Here is a 19,196-nt window from a genome sequence, read left to right as displayed (position 1 = left end):
CGCCAGCCAGCCTATCAAATTAATTTTGCATGAGCTACACCATAATGGTATTCACCAACAATTGTAGCGATTCCCTACCCCGCCAGACATTCACATCCAGTTTGTAAACCAGACTGACTTTTTCGGCCTGATGGTTGGGCCAGCAATCTGTATCAATGTTGAATGCAATGGCATCGATAAGCTGTTGGCCATGGCTATCGAGAGCCAGCGTCAGTTTCAGGTGTTTTTCACCCACAATACGCTGTTGAACGATAAAAAACTCACCTTCAAAAAGTGGTTCAGGAAAATGTTGCCCCCAGGGTCCGGCTTCGCGAAGCTGATGGGCTGTGTGCAAATTCAATTCATCCCTCGCGAGCTCTCCGTCTGTCAGGATTTCAGCTTCAAGGTCCGAAGGTGACAATTGGCGGCGCACTTCTGTGTCGAAAGCTTCTTGAAAGGCCGTGTAATTTTCTGCGGAAAGACTCAGTCCGGCGGCCATGGCATGACCTCCAAACTTACTGATCAGCCCCGGGTTTTGACTGGCTACGGCATCCAGCGCATCGCGTATATGGAGGCCCGGAATGGATCGGGCCGAGCCTTTGTATTCTTTGTTTTCGCCGTCTGTATCAGACTCAGCAAATGCAATCACGGGGCGATGAACACGGTCTTTAATACGCGACGCCAACAGGCCAACCACGCCCTGATGCCAGTTCGGATCGAACAGACAAACACCCCAGGGCAGCTCTTGCTCATCGAGGTGCAGCTGTTCGAGTATCTGCAAACCTTCCCGTTGCATTTCAGCTTCGATCAGTCGGCGATCGCGGTTGAGTTCATCGAGCTGAACAGCATACTCCCTGGCAAGGTAACTATCCTCCTGAAGCAAACATTCGATGCCGATAGACATATCGTCGAGACGGCCAGCGGCATTAAGCCGCGGCCCAACAGCAAACCCCAAATCGGATGCGACCAGATGTTGACGATCCCTGCCCGCCAGTTCAAGTAGCGCCAGAATACCCGGGCGGGTCCTCCCGGCACGAATACGTTGCAAGCCCTGATACACCAGCACACGATTAGTTTGATCCAGAGGCACAACATCGGCTACTGTTCCGAGAGCCACCAAGTCGAGCCAGTTAGCCATATTCGGTTCGGCAATACCGTTGTCGCTGAACCAGTTGTTTTCTCTCAAGCTGGCTCGCAAGGCGCTCATTAGATAAAACAGCACACCTACTCCGGCAATATTCCTTGAAGGGAATTCACAACCAGTCTGATTGGGATTAACGATGGCGTCAGCATCGGGAAGCACATTGCCAGGCAGGTGATGATCTGTAATCAACACTTTGATTCCTGCGTTCTTGGCCGCAGCAACACCGTCAACACTTGAAATACCGTTATCCACGGTAATAATCAAATCCGGCTGTTTTTGCCAGGCCAACCCGACAATTTCCGGTGTGAGCCCGTAACCGTATTCAAAGCGGTTCGGCACCATGTAATCAACTTTTTCCAATCCCATCGCCCGCAGGGCCAGTACTGCCAGTGCGGTGCTGGTGGCACCGTCAGCATCAAAATCGCCGACAATGAGAACAGACTCTTGTTTCGTCATGGCCAAAACCAGCAGTTCAACTGCTGCATCCATGCCCTTCAGATTTTCCGGACCGGGAAGCTGGTTGAGTTGGCGACTCAGCGCTGTGTCAGAGCGGACCCCCCGTGCCGCGTAGATACGCTGTAACAGGGGTGGCACCGCATCGGAAAAAGAAACGCCGGAGGGGTCTACACTCCGGCGTTTTATAACGATTGATTGCGCGTTATTCATTCGCTAGGCAACAATATTAGCGGCCATAAATTGATGAACTGCGGCGATATCATTGGGCCGTATTTCATAACGCTCTTCACGCGTAAACAGATCGGTCATATGATGGGGTAAATCCGGATCTTTCGGATAACCTGCCTGACGAACCGCTTCCGGGAATTTAGCAGGATGTGCTGTTGCCAGGCACACCATGGGAATATCATTACGCCGACGCGTTTTTCTGGCGGCCTCAACACCCACAGCCGTATGCGGATCAAGCAGATATTCGGTGTTTTCCCAAACTTCCGCTATCACTTTTACCATGGCCTCATCATCGAGGCGGTAACTGCTGAACAGCTCACGTGCTTTCGCTAGTGGTACTTCGGCAAGTTTCAGCTGCTTCGTTTTTTTGAAGTTGGCCATCAATTCAGAAATAGCGGCGCCATCGCGATCATGCAAGTCAAACAACATCCGCTCGAAATTACTGGAGACCATAATATCCATGGAAGGCGACAGGCTGTGAATCAGTTCTTTGGTACTGTGATCATTCTCACTGATGCAACGGTGTAAAATATCGTTGGCGTTAGTTGCAATGACCAATTGATCAATCGGCAGCCCCATACGCTTGGCAAGGTAACCGGCAAAAATGTCGCCGAAGTTGCCGGTGGGCACCGAAAAAGACACCGGGCGATGCGGTCCACCCAAAGCCAGTGCAGAATAAAAGTAATAGACGATCTGGGCCATGATTCGAGCCCAGTTGATGGAGTTAACAGCTACCAGTTGGCGGCCTTCAGGCAAAAACGACTGATCGCCAAAACTGGCTTTCACCATATTCTGGCAGTCGTCAAAATTACCCTGCAGTGCAATGTTGTGGACATTTTTATCCAGCACAGTCGTCATCTGGCGGCGCTGCACATCGGAAACCCGGTTATGCGGGTGCAGAATAAAAATGTCTACATGATCACTATGGCGACACCCTTCAATGGCAGCCGAACCGGTATCACCTGAAGTTGCACCCATAATAACCACACGCTGGTTGCGCTTGGTCAGCACGTGGTCCAGCAGATTACCCAAAAATTGCAGTGCAAAATCCTTGAATGCCAGCGTCGGCCCCTGAAACAGCTCCAGAATAAATTCGTTGTGAGCTGTCTGCACTAATGGTGCAATAGCGTCGTGACGAAAAGTGCTGTAGCTTTTATCAATCAGACTGTGCAGGTCGTCATCTGTGATCTCACCGGCCACAAATGGCGACATTATCTTGAATGCCAGCTGCTGATAGGAAAGCCCGGCCCAGGAAGCCATCTCTTCGCGAGAGAACTGCGGAATGGTTTCCGGCACATATAAGCCGCCATCACTGGCCAGCCCAGCCAGAATGGCCTCTTCAAATGTCAGTGCTGGCGCCTGCCCGCGGGTGCTGATGTATTTCACTGTTTTTCCTGTCTTTGCTCTTTAAACGCTACGGTCTTTAAACCTGTATGTATGTTTCTTTCAATCTGCATCAATGCCTTCAATCCTGGCGAGTGGCGAAGACTCAGCCCAGGGATTCTACCCGAATCCGTACCACATCTTTGGCAATCGCCGACAACGACTGGATGCGGTCTACCGCGTCATCCAGCTTCTTCTCGATAGCCCGGCTGGTCAGCATAACCAGTGGCACATGATTTTGCCCTGCTTTTCGCCCTTTCTGTATAACGGCTTCAACACTGATACCGGCATCACTCAGGATCTGAGTGATTTTTGAAAGAACACCCGGCTCATCCAACGCTGAAATCCGCAGGTAATAAGCTGTTTCAACATCCGCAATAGGCAAAATATTAATGTCGTTCAGCTGATTGGGTTGAAAGCCCAAATGCGGTACACGGTGTTCAGGATCTGCCGTCAAGGTCCGGGCCAGATCAATGATGTCCGCAATGACCGAAGAGGCTGTCGGTTCAGCTCCGGCTCCGGCTCCGTAATAGAGTGTTGGCCCTACTGCATCGCCTTTCACCAGCACGGCATTCATCACACCGTCAACATTGGCTATAAGGCGCTCTTCAGGGATCAGCGTAGGGTGAACTCTCAGCTCGATACCACCGCTGCCATTTGAACTGCGACGGGCAATGCCCAGATGCTTGATACGGTAACCCAGCTGCTCGGCGTAAGAGACATCCTGCGGTTCGATTTTGCTAATACCTTCGGTAAAAACTTTTTCAAACTGCAGAGGGATACCAAACGCCAATGATGCCAGAATCACCAGCTTATGGGCGGCATCAATACCTTCCACATCAAATGTCGGATCTGCTTCAGCGTAGCCCAGCTCCTGTGCTTCTTTCAGCACATCCTCAAAAGCACGAGCTTTATCTCGCATTTCGGTAAGGATAAAATTGCCAGTGCCATTAATAATACCGGCCAGCCACTCAATCTTGTTGGCTGCCAACCCCTCCCGAATGGCTTTGATAATCGGTATGCCGCCAGCAACTGCAGCTTCAAAAGCAACCGTTACCCCTTTCTCTTTGGCAAGCGCAAAGATTTCATTACCGAATTCAGCAATCAACGCTTTATTGGCTGTTACCACATGTTTGCCATTTTCAATGGCTGTCATCACCAGCTCTCTGGCAACCGTTGTGCCGCCAACAAGCTCCACCACAATATCGATTTCAGGGTTGTTGGCTACCTCGAATATATCGCGGGTAACGAGTATATTGCCGAGGTCGCAGTTCGGATTATCCCGGCGGGCGCCCACCTGAACAATACTGATTTCGCAACCGGCACGAGCGTTAATAGATTCGCTATTGCGAGTCATCACGTTAAAAGTACCACTGCCAACGGTGCCAAGACCGCAAATGCCTATTTTGACGGGATTCAAAGTTAAACCTATAGATATGACTGGCCGGAAAAGAGCGCAACCTTAATGCTGGCAGCCTCGACTGTCAATGTGATCAATCAGTACAGAATTCAATCCGGCAGACAATGCAGCCAGATCAGGCAAGGTCATAGGGAGATAACTGTACTGTTACTGGATTCCCATCATCTTGAGTAGCTCATCCGCCGGGCGGTAACCGGGAATCAGGCTGCCATCTTCCATCACCAGGGCAGGCGTTCCTGTTACACCAAGCTCTTGCCCCAGTTCATACTGGGCAGCCACCGGATTGTTGTCACAATCCTTTGTCTCAATACTCTTGCCTGCTTTTAGGTCTGTCAGGGCGGATTGCCGATCGTCCGCACACCAGGCAGACGATATCTTCTTATAGGAGTCTGAACCGATTCCCGCGCGGGGAAACGCCAAATAGCGGACCTCTACACCACCCAGAGTCAGGCCGGGCAATGATTCATTGTGCAGTTTTCGACAGTAGCCACAATCCACGTCGGTAAAGACATAGAGAATCGCTTTGGTTTCATCAACGGCAGGAAAAACAATGCTGTCTTTGATATCAATTGAAGATATCCGCTCCTTACGCAATTTTGCCGCCTCAATATCTTCTACAGGCACAAACATGCCCGGCCGCGCCTGAAACATTTCACCACTCAGAATGTAGTTCCCGCCTTTACTGGCGAACAAAAACTGAGTGCCGTTTACCCGCACCCGGTATAACCCATCGACCGGTGTTGTTTCCACATTGCCATAGCGCAAATCGGGCCGCGACTGGGAAAGCTTACTGATAATAGCCTGTGCGACCTCAGGCGCTGCTTTTTCGGCATAAACAACGGGCGTTATCAGCACGGATAATACGAGTAAGGCCATCGCTTGTAACTGTTTTGACATGGAAAGAGTTCCCGGAATTGAAAGCAGTGAAATATCAATATTGGAGTCTATTATCTATCAGGCGTTCCCTCAACCGATTACCGCGCGAAAAATCTGTTTTAGGCATTAAGAAGAAACTGATGTCTGATGTAAGGAGATTTCAGCCCCGGGGGTGATGCTGCGCATGCAGCGACTTCATACGGCTGGAAGCAATATGGGTATAGATTTGGGTTGTGGAAAGATCACTGTGGCCCAGTAGCAGCTGCACCACACGCAAGTCGGCACCATGGTTTAGCAGGTGTGTTGCAAAGGCATGACGCAAAGTGTGCGGTGACAGCGGTTTTTCAATGCCCGCCAGAAATGCGCATTGCTTGAGGCGGTGCCAGAAGGTTTGCCGGGTCATCTCCCTGCCCCGTGAGCTTGGAAACAGTACATCACTCTGCCCTGCTTTCAATAATTCAGGGCGGGACTCTCTTAGGTAGCGGCTCAACCACGACATTGCTTCTTCTCCCATCGGTACCAATCGCTCCTTGCTGCCCTTGCCAAAGACTCTGACAACCCCCTGGCGCAAGTTTATCTGGTGAAGTGACAATCCCACCAGTTCGGAAACCCTCAAACCACTGGCATACAGCACTTCGAGCATGGTTCTATCGCGCAATCCCAGGGGTGTAGAAACATCAGGGGCCTGCAACAGGGCTTCCACATCCTCTTCTGTCAGGCTTTTGGGCAATGGCCTGCCCAGTTTCGGATTATCTACCTGCGCAGCAGGATCGCTTTTTACACGCCCTTCACGGATCTGATATTGGTAAAAACCCCGCAAGCAGGAAAGCAGCCGGGAGGTCGAGCGTGCCGACAGCTTCCGCTTAAATCGATAACTCAAATGAGATTGCAAAATAGCCGAATCCACAGATAGCAGTTGTACATCTTTCCCTTCCAGCCACCGTGTAAATAACACCAAGTCGCGTCGGTAGGAAGACAGCGTATTGTCACTTAAACCTTTCTCCATCCAGATAGCATCCAGATAGCTTTCAATCAGAGTCTCATGGTTTTTTGAGAGACCTGTAGAACGATTTTCAGAAGGTTTCATACACTGAATACCAGAATGACTTGCAGGGAATCATAGCAGAGTTCATTTCTCCGCGATCACCACCTGCATCATCGTCATCCGTGTGCATCTCTTATGGTTACGACTCGTTCCGGTGCGGTTCGCTTTGCTGAGGCGTCACCTGCTGACCGGACAGTTGTTTTCCGGTTTCCGTCTTGTAAGACTGAACCAATGGCAACAGCGCCTGCCACAGAGAGACCGATTTCAACAAACTTTCTGTGGCGTGGTGTACTTCCCGGTTGACGTTTAGCAATGTGGATAATGAAGGTAACTCGTTGTCCTGCAACTGCCCCCGCTGGTAAACACTCTGGTTCATTTTCTCTTGCTGCAAATCATTTGCCACATGCAGGACGCTCAGTTGCTCCGATATAAACTCGGTATTGTGGAATTGCACAATCAATGGTAGCAGTTGTTGATAAAGTTGCTGCTGGAATTGACGCTGCTCGGCATAAATCCAGCCTACGGAACCTGTTGTACTGCGTCTGAGTGCTTCAGAAATCAGTTCCAAATCATGGGATATATCTCTCAGCGTTTTGCAGGCATAAACAATCGCGCGGGTCATTTCTATCAATCCTGTCAGGCAGCGGGCATCCGATTCAGATAACTTTTGCTGCTGAAGCCTGAAGGAAAACTGCAGGATATCCACTTCCTGCTGTTTGATTTTCTCATACGCCTGTTGCGGATCTTCATCAGGGTCTCCATTCGATAACAGTTGCACAGCCTGCTGTATATCTGCACTCAGTTTCAGACTGGATGGGGATAAGGCAAAATATCGCAGGTTGTTGACAGCCGAGATCACCCAGAGTCTCTGTAGATGGTCGCGAAGTGCCAGCAACGCTGCTTCGGGCACCTCTACGGGAATATTTTTCAGACTGGCGGCACCGTCCTCTACAGCCGCAAATCGGCTGGCTATCCAATGTGTGTACGGTTTGAGTAGCGGCAAAAAAGCCAGGACCCCGGCCAGGTTTATCAGGCTGTGAAATGCAACCAGACTGTAAAGCGGGTCCTCAATACCCAACAGGCTGACCATGGCAGGCAATAATGGCAAAAACAGCACAAATGCCACCAGATCAACGATCAGATTAAAAACCAGATGAGCCAACGCCAACTGCCGCTTGATTACCGCGCCGGCAATACTGCCAAGCAGCACGGTGCTGGTGGTACCTAAATCCGCACCAATCACCAGCGCACCGGCTTCAGAAAGACTGATCAGGTCTGCGTGTAATGCCGCCAGTGTCATCATGACGACAGCCGAACTGGACTGAATCAGCGCAGCGGCGATGATACCGGCGAGCAGATAAATTACCGGGTGATAACCCTGTAACAGACTGATATCCCAGCTTCCAGGCAACGCGCTGACACTGTCTTTCATCAAGGACAGACCAAACAACAAAAGCCCTATCCCCAAAATAATCCTGCCCCACTGAAACAGTTTCGATTTGGCAGAAAACAACACCTGACTCAGCGCCCCAAAACCAAAAAGTGGCATCGCAATCGAAGAGAGATTCAATTTAAAACCAAGAGTGGCAACAATCCATCCGGTAAAAGTGGTGCCCAAATTGGCGCCTACCAATACGCCAATTGCGTTGTATAAGGGAATGATACCGGCACTGGCAAAAGCCAGAATCAATAAACTGACCATCGAGCTACTTTGCAGAACTGCCGTAAACACAGCCCCCGAAAAAGCGCTTGAAACGGGCGAACCGGTGGAGTGCGACAGCCAGCGCTTCAGACTCGCATCACTGAGTGATTGAATACCCTTCTCTAAGTGAAACATGCCATAGAGAAAAACACCCAGGCCGATGAACATTTGTAAAAATATCGCAATCATCACTCTTCAATATTGACACACCTGTACACAGGGCGCCAAGCATAGCTCCATTGGCGACTGTGATGTGGTGTCAGTCGCTTCACAAAGAAAAACCCCGCAACGGCACCGTTACGGGGTTTTCTGTATTTATCCATATGCCGGTACCAAGTGGTATCCGGCAACAATGGCCAGGCTTAACCGAGCTTTTCCTTGATTCGGGCTGCACGACCGGAAAGTTCGCGCAAGTAGTACAGTTTGGCCTGACGCACATCACCGCGACGTTTAACGGAAATGCTGTCCACCAAAGGACTGTATGTCTGGAAGGTACGCTCAACGCCCACGCCGTTGGAAATTTTGCGCACAGTAAATGCCGAATTAAGACCGCGTTTGCGTTTGGCAATCACCACACCTTCAAAAGCCTGAAGACGTTCACGAGTCCCTTCCTTCACTTTCACCTGAACGACAACAGTGTCGCCCGGTGCAAAAGCGGGAATTTCTTTTTCCATCTGCTCGGCTTCAATCGCCGCGATGATCGGGTTTTTGCTGCTCATTTGTATGCTCCTTTTAAAGCGTTGTTGGTGGCATGCCACCTTGTTGAGTAGCGTCGCGCTCAAGAGGAAGACGTCTGGGCTGTGGTTACAACATCTCAAAATACCTGAAACGATAATCACCAACTACCGGTTAATCTTCTTTTGCCGACTCTTCTTTCAATAACTCCGGCCTTCTCTGCCGGGTTCTCTTCAATGATTGCTCTCGCCGCCACTGTCGAATCTTTTCATGGTTGCCAGACAACAATACCTCCGGCACCTGTAAACCCTGGTACTGTTCCGGCCGCGTATAATGGGGGCAGTCCAGTAGGCCCCGGGTTCCTTCCGAGAACGAATCCTGCTGTGCAGAATCCTGATGCCCCAGTGCACCGGGCAACTGACGGATCACTGCATCGAGCATCACCATGGCTGGCAGTTCACCGCCACTCAGCACATAGTCGCCGATGGACCATTCCTCATCGACTTCCAGTTCTATCAGGCGTTCATCGATACCCTCATAACGTCCACAGACAAATATCAGGTTACCGTTCGCCACTTTTTCAGCCAGATTGTTAACCGCTCGCTGATGAAGCAACCTGCCCTGAGGCGACAGAAAAATAACCGTGCTGTCAGCCTCTGACCCTATCCACTTGCGTGCAGCACTTATGGCGTCGCGCAACGGCTCTATCATCATCACCATACCAGGGCCACCACCGTAGGGCCGGTCATCCACTGTCTGGTGCCGATCACTGGTATAGGTGCGCGGATTAAAGTGCGCCACTTCCAGCAACCCCTGTTTAACAGCCCGCCCTGTTACGCCGTAATCGGTAACAGCCGTAAACATTTCCGGGAACAGTGTGACAATGGCTACCTTCATGTTCTCAGCCTCCGCACAAAGCCCCGTTCAAGCCTGCCCCGAAGCAACCGGCTTTGAAAATATGGGATTTAAAAATCAGGGTCCCAATCCACTTCTATTTTAGAAGTGTCCATATCAACCTTCAGCACTACCTGGTCAGTATAGGGAATCAGGCGCTCCCGCTCATCAATACTGCCCGCAACACCTTCACCGGTCACCACAAGAACATCGTTAGCGCCGGTTTCCATCAGATCGGCAACAACCCCTAACTGATCTCCATCCCGGGTTATAACTGTCAAACCCTGCAGCTGGTGCCAATAAAATTCACCTGCTGGTAACTTCGGCATATCTGCTTTTTCAATGTAGATATCCTGTTTGCAACGCAGCTGGGCTTCATCGCGATCATCGATACCTTCCATGTGGATCAGCAAGCCTTTCGGTGAGACCCGGTGCTGATCAATTTTCAAAGTATCCCAACCATCAGCAGTTCTAACCCACAGCGGACGGTAATGAAGCAGGTTTTCTGCCGGCTGAGTGTGAGAAAAAACCCTGACCCAGCCTTTAACACCAAAAACCGAGGTTAAACGACCGGCAATTACCGGATCTCTCGGTTTCAACACAGCGGATACGCTACAGGCAGCAGGAGTTCAACCGGCTATCTGAGCGGTTAAGCCCCGGCGACTTCTTTGATCAGTTGATTGACGCGATCAGAAACCTGGGCGCCTTGACCAACCCAATGCTGAACACGGTCAGTATCAATGCGAAGACGCTCTTCATTACCGCGCGCTACCGGGTTGAAAAACCCCAGACGCTCGATATAACGGCTGTCACGAGCCTTGCGGCTGTCAGTTGCATTAATGTGATAAAACGGGCGCTTCTTGGAGCCACCGCGAGCCAATCGAATTGTTACCATGAAGATACTCTTCTCTAAAGCAAATGTTTAAGTTCTGTGTCCACTGTTACCGTGCAACCCGATGAATTGTTAACAAATAAAACCAGGCCACCCGAAAGGCGCGGGATTATAGCGAAAAGCCGGAATGATGTATAGCAAACACCGGAAGTATTATTCAGCAGAAAATCAGCCAGTTACCGAAACCCGAAAACAGTGCCAGGACGACCAATACCGCAACTGAAAGCACCCCTATCAGGGTATGAATGCGAGGTGCTCCAGGCAAGGCGAGCCCTCCGCAACAACGAATCATTCACTTTAGGCACCGCGAGCCCAATGGCGATTTCACCTCGCTTGCGAACAGAAGCCGGGCGGCCCGGTCACAACAGGAAAATACAGGAGCTCTCTTTCGATGACAGATTCACGATTGCAGATACAGCCTAAAAAGGAAACTTCCCTCCCGGAGGCATACCACCTGGGGGCATGCCTCCGGGAAAACCGCCAGGCATATTGCCACCCATGCCCCGCAACATTTTCTGCATGCCCTTGCCTTTCATTTTCTTCATCATCTTGCCCATCTGTTTATGTTGCTTGAGCAGGCGATTCAGGTCCTGAATGGTGGTGCCGGAGCCGTTGGTGATACGACGCTTGCGCGATCCGTTAAGAATATCGGGGTTGCGGCGCTCGGCGGCTGTCATGGAATCAATAATGGTTTCCATGCGTCCGAACTGGCTGCTCATATTCGCCTGCTGGGCCATCTGCGCCACATTACCCATGCCGGGAAGCTTATCGAGCAGGCCGGACATACCACCAAGGTTTTTCATCTGCTGTAACTGTTCGCGCAAGTCCTCCAGGTCAAACTTCTGACCTTTAACCACTTTGCGGGCAAGTTTCTCCGCTTTCTGGCGATCAACCTTTTCCTCAACCTCTTCTATCAGTGATAGCACATCGCCCATGCCGAGAATGCGCGAAGCAATACGATCCGGGTGGAAGGGCTCCAGCGCATCGGTTTTTTCACCAACACCGAGGAACTTGATCGGCTTACCCGTCACTTCCCGAACGGAAAGTGCTGCACCGCCGCGAGTATCACCATCAACCTTGGTAAGAATGACGCCAGTTAACGGCAGCGAATCGTTAAATGCCTTGGCCGTATTAACGGCGTCCTGACCAATCATGGCATCAATCACAAACAGCGTCTCAACCGGGTTCAACGCTTCGTGAATCTGACGAATTTCGCTCATCAGGTCTTCATCGATATGTAACCGTCCGGCAGTATCCACCAGCAGCACATCCATGAAGCCGGTTTTTGCTGCAGCCAGCGCGTTATTAACGATATCCACCGGCTTCTGATCAGCAGAACTGGGGAAGAATGTCATCCCTACTTCACCGGAAAGCGTTTCGAGCTGCTTGATTGCCGCCGGGCGATAAACATCAGCGCTGACTGCCATCACTTTCTTGTTGTGCTTTTCTTTAAGGTGCTTCGCCAGTTTTGCTACCGAGGTAGTTTTACCAGCGCCCTGCAGACCCGCCATAAGGATGACGGCTGGTGGCTGCGCAGCAAGATTGAGTGCCTCATTGCTCGCCCCCATCATCCGTTCAAGCTCTTTCTGAACAACTTTAATAAATTGCTGGCCGGGGTTAAGGCTGCGATTCACTTCCTGCCCTACAGCAGCCTGTTTAACCTGATCGATAAACCGTTTCACTACCGGCAGGGCAACATCAGCCTCCAACAGCGCCATGCGTACGTCGCGCAGGGCATCCTTGATATTGTCTTCGGTGAGATGCGCCTTACCGGAAATTTTTTTCAGCGAATGGGATAAACGGTCCGTCAGATTTTCAAACAATGCCATGGGAAATGATTCTCATATACCAGAATTTCAGAGGGCACGAAGTATAACCCAGTTGGCCCTCTGGCTCACCACCCCCGCCGTTCCAGAGGCAAAACCTTTCCGGCGCGCCATTTCTGTGACAAACTCACGTCCTTGTTTTCTGACCGATACCAGCGAGAACCAAAGCAGCAATGCAAGCCATGACTACCGCAGCAGTCGCCATCGCACTTTATCTCTGTGCCACCCTGTTCCTGGGGCTTCAACTACGCCGCCACCCCAACCTGAACATCAGGCCGCTGCTGGCTTTATCCTGTCTTGCACTGCTGTTTCATGCGATTTCAGGCTATCAATGGATTGTCACGGATGAGGGTTTTGATTTCGGCCTGCTGCCCATGTCTTCAGCCATCTTTCTGACGATGAATACCATTGTCCTGTTCAGCAGTCTGCGTAAACCTCTGCACAATCTTTTTCTGTTGTTATTTCCGCTCACCTCTCTGGTCCTGATCACTGTACTGCTTTCAGGCACACCTCATCTCTCATTCGAACCTTACAAGCTGGACGTTCCGGCAAAAATCGGCACCCATATCATACTGTCAGTGCTTTCCTACAGTGTGCTGACCATTGCCAGTTGTCAGGCGCTACTGCTGGCATGGCAAAACTGGCGGTTGCGCCATCGGCATTTGGGCGGATGGCTGGGCAAAACAATTCCTCCTCTGCAAACCATGGAAGAACTGTTGTTTGAAGTGCTATGGTCAGGGTTTATCCTGCTCACCCTGTCGTTGATTACTGGCCTGCTGTTTTTCGACGATTTTTTTGCCCAGAAACTCGCCCATAAAGCTGTTTTCTCGATCATCGCCTGGCTGTTTTACGGCATTCTTTTATGGGGCCACCACCTGAAAGGCTGGCGCGGCAATACCGCAATCAGACTGACCCTGTCCGGCTTTATCGCTATAGCGCTGGGCTACTGGGGCAGCAAGTTTGTACTGGAAGTACTGTTAAGTTAGCCGCAAATTGACGGTTATTATTGCCATTCGCTGCAAAAGTCTTCAACATTACCCGTTTTTAGCCCCGCGAGGTTTACCCTTCTTTGAATGACGCACCCATATGGCTGCTATTTAGCATACTCGGCGGCCTGCTCTTACTGTCAGGATTCTTCTCAGGCTCAGAAACGGCCATGATGGCACTCAACCGCTACCGGTTAAAGCATCTTAGAAAGAAGCACCGGGGCGCACGGCGTGCCTACAAACTCCTGAAACGCCCCGACCGCCTGATCGGGATCATTCTGATCGGCAACAATATGGTCAATATTCTGGCATCCGCCATCGCCACTGTTATCGCTATCAGACTCTACGGTGACGCCGGTATCGCCGTTGCCACCGTTTTGCTCACCCTTGCCGTGCTGATTTTTTCCGAGGTCACACCCAAAACACTGGCTGCGCTGCACCCAGAAGCCATTGCCTTTAAGGTCAGCCATGTATTGCGACCTTTGCTGGTGATTTTTTACCCCATGGTCTGGGTGGTCAATCATTTCTCCAACGGGCTGTTGCGCGCCTTTGGTGTCAACCCGAATGCGAAAACCAGTCACAGCCTGAACAGGGATGAATTGCGTATTGTCGTGGATGAATCAGGCGAGCACCTGCCGGAACACCAGGATATGTTGATCAACATACTCGACCTGGAAACCATGACGGTCAACGACATTATGGTGCCCAGAAACGAATTGGTTGGTCTCGACCTGGAACTCGACCTTGAGGCACTGCTGGATATCATTATCAATAGCGGCTACACCCGCCTGCCGGTCTATCAGGGCGACATCAATAATGTTGTAGGCATCCTGCATATGAAAAGGGTCACTCGTCTATTGAGAGAAGGCAGTGAAGCACTGACCAAAGAGGCCATTAAGCGCTTCTCTGTCGAACCCTACTTTGTCCCAGAGAGCACACCGCTGAATAAGCAGCTGTTCAATTTCAGGCATGCACAGAGACGCATAGGCCTGGTCGTGGACGAATATGGCGAAATCCACGGGATGGTGACACTGGAAGATATCCTCGAGGAAATTGTAGGTGATTTCACCACTAATCAGGATGAAGAAAATGCCGACGAAATTGTCCGGGAAAATAAAAACTGCTATCTGATTGACGGCGCCGCCACTATCCGCGAGATCAACAAGGCTACCGGTTGGGAATTACCCACAGACGGACCAAAAACCCTCAACGGACTGGTACTGGAGCAACTGGAAAGCATACCAGCTGGCAATGTGAGTTTTATGTTGGACCGATACCGGTTTGAAACTGTTGAAATTAACGACAAGATGATTGATAAAACCCGCATCAGCCGTATCCTGTTAGCGAACATGCAGATGAGTGATGCCGAAGAAGATTAATGCCTGTTCACCCGCAATGATCTACCGCGATTGAATGCGAACACCGGTATTTCGCCCCGGAAAAACACTATCTTGACTCCCGACTGCCTCAGGCAAAAGGGTTTTTCTTGCTGGCTCGTTCATTCGCCTTTTCAAGCACCTGCCGTTTTTCGCTATCTTCCATCAACATCCATTCAGTAATCTCTTTGGCACTGCGATAACAGCCAACGCAGATATCGTTTTCGTCCAGCGCGCAGATAGACATACAGGGGGAAGGAACTGTACTTTTACTCATAACAGCTTGATATTGAAATAGCGATTGGCGAGGCGCCATTCTACGCGGTTGTGGGCAGCCAGACCAGCGGGGCTTGGAAAACAAGCAACACAAAGGGTCAGGTTGATATGGACCGGGAAAACAGCTCGGTAAACTCTTCTGCGGCAACAGGCTTGTTAAAGTAGAAGCCTTGTAATTGATCACACACATTATCGCGTAAAAAATCAGCCTGATCCTTTGTCTCGACCCCCTGGGCCACTACCGTCAAGCTCAATTTACGCCCCATGGCAACAATAGCCTGTGTCAACTCTCTGTCAACATTGGTTGTGGACATGTCACGGACAAAATTGCGATCAATCTTGATAACGTCCAATGGAAACTGTTTGAGCATGGAGAGGGAGGAGTAACCAACACCAAAATCATCTATGGCGATACGAACCCCTATTTCTTTCAGGCTGTTCAATACCTGCACAACCCGCTCGCCCCGGCTGAGCAGAATACTTTCGGTTATTTCAAGCTCCAGCAAATTCGCATCCATTTCTGTTTCCCTTAAAACAGAGGCAATATACTCAGGTAGCTCGGGATCAAAAAACTGATGTGCAGAAAGGTTGATTGCAACACTGACTTTGGGTAATCCCTTTTTCTGCCACGCCACATTTTGTCGACAGGCGGTTTTGATTACCCATTTTTCAAGGGGAACAATTAACCCCATCTCTTCCGCCAGAGGAAGAAAGCGCAGCGGCGCAATGACACCCAGTTCAGGATGCTCCCATCGCAACAAAGCTTCCATCCCTGTAATTCGATTAGCACTAATATCCCATTTCGCCTGATAATGGAGGCTGAATTGCTCGTTTTTAAGCGCAAGTCTCAAGCTCGATTCCAGTGTCAGCCGCTCCAGTGACTGTGAATGCAACTCCTGGGAATAATACTGAAAGGTATTTTTTCCCTCCTCCTTCGCCTGATACATGGCAATATCGGCATTTTTTGTCAGGGTTTGCTCATCCAGTCCGTCAGCTGGGTAGATGCTGATACCAATACTGACTGTCACCCGACATTCCTGATCAAAAAGAATATACGATTTGGAAACGGCACTGATCATCTTTTTTGCCACAGAAGACGTGTATACCTCGTCGGTAACCGACGGCAATACCACCACAAATTCATCACCACCCAACCGAGCGACAATATCACTGTCCCGCAAACACGACTTCAGCCTACTGGATACATCCTGCAGCAACTGGTCGCCCGCATCATGTCCCAACGTATCATTGATATATTTGAAGTGGTCCAGATCAAGAAACATAACGGCCAGCTTTTCTTCACTGCGCCGTGCTTGCTTAATGCTCTGATCAAGCAGCTTGCTGAAGAGACTGCGATTGGGAAGTCCCGTCAAGGTATCGTGATAAGCCAGATACTCCACCTGCTTCGCATACGCTATTTCCGCCTCGACTTCGCGTTTACGTATGTCAGCAATCTTGTGGCTCAACCACCACAACAGACCTATGACTAACAGTAAAAAGGCATTAATAATAGCTGCCCGCCAACGATAGGTTGCCGCCTGTGCATTAACGTTTGCCATCTGCTCTTCAAACGATAAACCAGCAATCACAGCAAGCGGGAAATCATACAGTTCCCGCGCACTTGTATAGCGTGCAACACCATCCCCATGGTTATCAGTTAATTCAACCAGGGTCTCAAAAATATCTGACTCTGGCACAAAAGAGCGGTAATCCGCGAAACTGCCGGCCAGAACGGTATCCCCGATTCTCCACGCTCTGAATTGACCATCCTTGCCAAGCAATCCCAGCAGGCCGTGATTACCCATTTTGTCCGACTCATAACTGCTGGTAAAAAATGATGCTGCTAACGAAGTCCGCCTGCTCCTGATTTGAGTGAACGACACCTAGCGTACCAAAACCACGCAAGGAAAAGGCGAGAGTGTCACCCCACTGCCAGGTGGCGGCAAAGGTGTGCTGGAATCTTACAGTCAGTACCAGAATCAAAAGACACCGCAATCCGAAAGACTGGTGGCGTATACGTTGAGCTCCACAATTCTGCATCGTAATAACTACTCACTGAGGGTCATTATTCTTATGCTCTGGATTAACTCTAGACTAATGACATCCGCTCATCAATAGAGTGTTTCAAGACTGATACAGCAAACACCGATCAAAGGCACCCGGTTATTTCCATGCTTCGGCACTAAAACTGAATAAACCTTCCCAAACTAGCCATACCAAGACAGGCAGGCCTCATTCTCGTGGTGCATCAGACATATTTTCGGAACCAGCGCCCGTCTTTTCAAAGAACCTTACTACTGACGCTGATTCATCTTCACCTGTTGAGCGGTAACACTGAAATCCGGGTATGCCAGTTGAATACCGGCACCGAGGGCTTTATTGAGCACATCCACCAACACGCCAAGAGTAAAACCCCAGATGCGAAAGCCATGATAGATATAACAGGGCATGGTGAGGTTGTAATCGGCACCCACAAACTGATCTGTGGTGATATTGCTCTGGTCGAGAAAATACGACAACGGCACTTGAAACACAGCATCGAGTTCATCCGGGTTTGCCTGTAACTCTGCCTCCGGGCTCACCAGACCCACAAAAGGTGTAACATCCATATTGAAACGGGTTGTCTGCGAGGGCCAGCGTGCAATCACTTCTATCTGGTCCGCCTCCAGGCCAATTTCTTCATGGGTTTCCCTTAGAGCGGTCGCCAGCAGATTATGATCTTCCTGATCGCGCTTGCCTCCAGGAAACGCCACTTGCCCTCTATGTGAATTCAACAGCTCTGATCGTTTGGTTAAGATAACAGACGGCTCGGCGAAGTCCCGTGTCAAGGGAACCAATACCGCAGCCTGATTCGACAGCCAGTCATCGTGGTGGCTGTGACCAGTGGCATACGGTTGAAAATATTCTGTGATTCTTTGTAACATGAATTCCCTGTATTTTTACTACCCGTTTGTTTCGTACTTTCCCGCTCTACAACGTGGCAACTCAAAATAGTGACTCTGACAATTCTTCTCTCAGCCCTATGCCGTATATACTACAACTTAATTGCAGACAAATTGCAGCCGATTATTAATTGAAACCCGGAATCATGAACTATTGCAGCCAGTGTGGAAAACCCATTTCACTTAAAATTCCGCAGGGAGACAACCGCGAACGTCATGTTTGCGACCACTGCGAGACCATTCATTACCAGAACCCGCGCATTATTGCGGGCTGCATCCCCTCGCAGGAAGACAAAGTGCTACTGTGCAAACGCGCTATCGAACCTCGCCACGGCCTGTGGACGCTGCCAGCCGGGTTTATGGAAAATGGTGAGACAACCATTGAAGGCGCCTTGCGTGAATGCATGGAAGAAGCCCGAACCAGCATAGAGGAACCTGCCTTGAGCTGCATTTATGATATTCCCCATATCAATCAGGTGTATATTTTCTACCGAGGCCCACTAAGCGACAAAGGCTTTGCCCCCGGAGATGAATCCCTCGAGGTTGAACTGTTTACTGAAAGTGAGGTGCCCTGGAATGAGCTGGCCTTCCCTGTTGTTGAACTGGCACTTCACTACTACTTTGAAGATATGAAACGAGGCTTGTTTGAAGTGCGGACGGGGAGTATCGAGAGACCCTGGAAGTGGATTCGCAGCTGAGTACGTTTCCGCATCAGTGCCTGCGCGATCCCCCCGCAAAACTCACACTGAAATATGGCATAGAGTCATAACGCATGTATAAGTTGATATTTTTCGTGCCACCGGATCATCTTGAAATCGTCAAACAAGCCGTATTTGATACCGGTGCCGGACAAATCGGCAATTACGACCAGTGCTGCTGGCAAATATTGGGAGACGGACAATTCCGCCCGCTGACCGGCAGTAAACCGTTTATCGGCTCACAGGAAACTGTTACATCGGTACCGGAATATCGGGTAGAAATGGTTTGCGCCGATAGCCTTATCGCAGAGGCTGTCACCGCTCTGAAAAAAGCGCACCCTTACGAAGAACCCGCCTTTGATGTCATCAAGCTGTCGTTGCCTGCCATTGACGAGTAG

At 50.3% G+C, this 19,196-nt stretch carries 19 protein-coding genes; 4 read left to right on the top strand and 15 right to left on the bottom strand.

Annotation, left to right across the window (positions count from 1 at the left end; all coding sequences use genetic code 11):
- Positions 1-34 precede the first annotated feature (34 nt).
- From recJ to ffh, 11 genes are all read right to left on the bottom strand, one after another.
- A complete protein-coding gene (gene recJ / locus H7A02_03740; protein MCP5171365.1) occupies positions 35-1,789 on the bottom strand; it encodes a single-stranded-DNA-specific exonuclease RecJ in 1,755 nt (584 codons plus the stop codon).
- 3 nt (positions 1,790-1,792) lie between these two features.
- A complete protein-coding gene (locus H7A02_03735) occupies positions 1,793-3,193 on the bottom strand; it encodes a threonine synthase (protein MCP5171364.1) in 1,401 nt (466 codons plus the stop codon).
- Between the two features lie 103 nt (positions 3,194-3,296).
- Positions 3,297-4,610, bottom strand: coding sequence for a homoserine dehydrogenase (locus H7A02_03730; GenBank protein MCP5171363.1), 1,314 nt, complete (start codon positions 4,608-4,610; stop codon positions 3,297-3,299).
- 147 nt (positions 4,611-4,757) lie between these two features.
- Complete coding sequence (locus H7A02_03725) at positions 4,758-5,507, bottom strand: DsbC family protein (GenBank protein ID MCP5171362.1); 750 nt, start codon at positions 5,505-5,507, stop codon at positions 4,758-4,760.
- Positions 5,508-5,646: 139 nt separating this feature from the next.
- On the bottom strand, positions 5,647-6,573 hold the full coding sequence (gene xerD / locus H7A02_03720) for a site-specific tyrosine recombinase XerD (protein MCP5171361.1): 927 nt from the start codon (positions 6,571-6,573) through the stop codon (positions 5,647-5,649).
- 97 nt (positions 6,574-6,670) lie between these two features.
- Positions 6,671-8,422 carry a Na/Pi cotransporter family protein gene (locus H7A02_03715; protein MCP5171360.1) on the bottom strand — a complete coding sequence of 584 codons (1,752 nt, stop codon included), beginning with the start codon at positions 8,420-8,422 and terminating at the stop codon, positions 6,671-6,673.
- Between the two features lie 173 nt (positions 8,423-8,595).
- Positions 8,596-8,952 (bottom strand): 50S ribosomal protein L19, encoded by a 357-nt coding sequence (rplS, locus tag H7A02_03710; protein ID MCP5171359.1) that lies wholly within the window; start codon positions 8,950-8,952, stop codon positions 8,596-8,598.
- Between the two features lie 130 nt (positions 8,953-9,082).
- On the bottom strand, positions 9,083-9,805 hold the full coding sequence (trmD, locus tag H7A02_03705) for a tRNA (guanosine(37)-N1)-methyltransferase TrmD (protein MCP5171358.1): 723 nt from the start codon (positions 9,803-9,805) through the stop codon (positions 9,083-9,085).
- A 68-nt stretch (positions 9,806-9,873) separates the two neighbouring features.
- Positions 9,874-10,404, bottom strand: a complete 531-nt coding sequence (gene rimM, locus H7A02_03700) for a ribosome maturation factor RimM (GenBank protein ID MCP5171357.1) — start codon at positions 10,402-10,404, stop codon at positions 9,874-9,876.
- A gap of 47 nt (positions 10,405-10,451) precedes the next feature.
- Positions 10,452-10,697 (bottom strand): 30S ribosomal protein S16, encoded by a 246-nt coding sequence (rpsP, locus tag H7A02_03695; protein MCP5171356.1) that lies wholly within the window; start codon positions 10,695-10,697, stop codon positions 10,452-10,454.
- Between the two features lie 416 nt (positions 10,698-11,113).
- Positions 11,114-12,523, bottom strand: a complete 1,410-nt coding sequence (gene ffh, locus H7A02_03690; GenBank protein MCP5171355.1) for a signal recognition particle protein — start codon at positions 12,521-12,523, stop codon at positions 11,114-11,116.
- Between the two features lie 179 nt (positions 12,524-12,702).
- On the opposite strand from ffh, the gene ccsA reads away from it, so the two are divergent.
- Together ccsA and H7A02_03680 are read left to right on the top strand one after the other, a co-directional pair.
- A complete protein-coding gene (ccsA, locus tag H7A02_03685) occupies positions 12,703-13,506 on the top strand; it encodes a cytochrome c biogenesis protein CcsA (protein ID MCP5171354.1) in 804 nt (267 codons plus the stop codon).
- An 83-nt stretch (positions 13,507-13,589) separates the two neighbouring features.
- Positions 13,590-14,885, top strand: a complete 1,296-nt coding sequence (locus H7A02_03680; GenBank protein MCP5171353.1) for an HlyC/CorC family transporter — start codon at positions 13,590-13,592, stop codon at positions 14,883-14,885.
- A gap of 88 nt (positions 14,886-14,973) precedes the next feature.
- On the opposite strand, the gene H7A02_03675 is transcribed toward H7A02_03680, so the two are convergent.
- The 4 genes from H7A02_03675 to H7A02_03660 form a co-directional block, all read right to left on the bottom strand.
- Entirely contained in the window at positions 14,974-15,159 is a 186-nt protein-coding gene (locus H7A02_03675) for a DUF1289 domain-containing protein (GenBank protein MCP5171352.1), read from the bottom strand.
- Between the two features lie 97 nt (positions 15,160-15,256).
- A complete protein-coding gene (locus H7A02_03670) occupies positions 15,257-16,717 on the bottom strand; it encodes an EAL domain-containing protein (protein MCP5171351.1) in 1,461 nt (486 codons plus the stop codon).
- A gap of 256 nt (positions 16,718-16,973) precedes the next feature.
- Positions 16,974-17,198: a hypothetical protein gene (locus H7A02_03665; GenBank protein ID MCP5171350.1), complete on the bottom strand. Its 225-nt coding sequence runs from the start codon at positions 17,196-17,198 to the stop codon at positions 16,974-16,976.
- A 254-nt stretch (positions 17,199-17,452) separates the two neighbouring features.
- Entirely contained in the window at positions 17,453-18,082 is a 630-nt protein-coding gene (locus tag H7A02_03660; protein ID MCP5171349.1) for a CoA pyrophosphatase, read from the bottom strand.
- Between the two features lie 164 nt (positions 18,083-18,246).
- Here H7A02_03660 and H7A02_03655 point away from each other — a divergent pair, with 164 nt between their 5' ends.
- Together H7A02_03655 and H7A02_03650 are read left to right on the top strand one after the other, a co-directional pair.
- On the top strand, positions 18,247-18,798 hold the full coding sequence (locus tag H7A02_03655) for an NUDIX hydrolase (protein MCP5171348.1): 552 nt from the start codon (positions 18,247-18,249) through the stop codon (positions 18,796-18,798).
- A gap of 74 nt (positions 18,799-18,872) precedes the next feature.
- Positions 18,873-19,196, top strand: coding sequence for an NGG1p interacting factor NIF3 (locus H7A02_03650; GenBank protein ID MCP5171347.1), 324 nt, complete (start codon positions 18,873-18,875; stop codon positions 19,194-19,196).

This window comes from Pseudomonadales bacterium (assembly GCA_024234435.1).
Lineage (GTDB): Bacteria > Pseudomonadota > Gammaproteobacteria > Pseudomonadales > Porticoccaceae > JACKOF01.
Note: the sequence above shows the minus strand (reverse complement) of the source record. Positions and strands in the feature narration are given on the sequence as shown.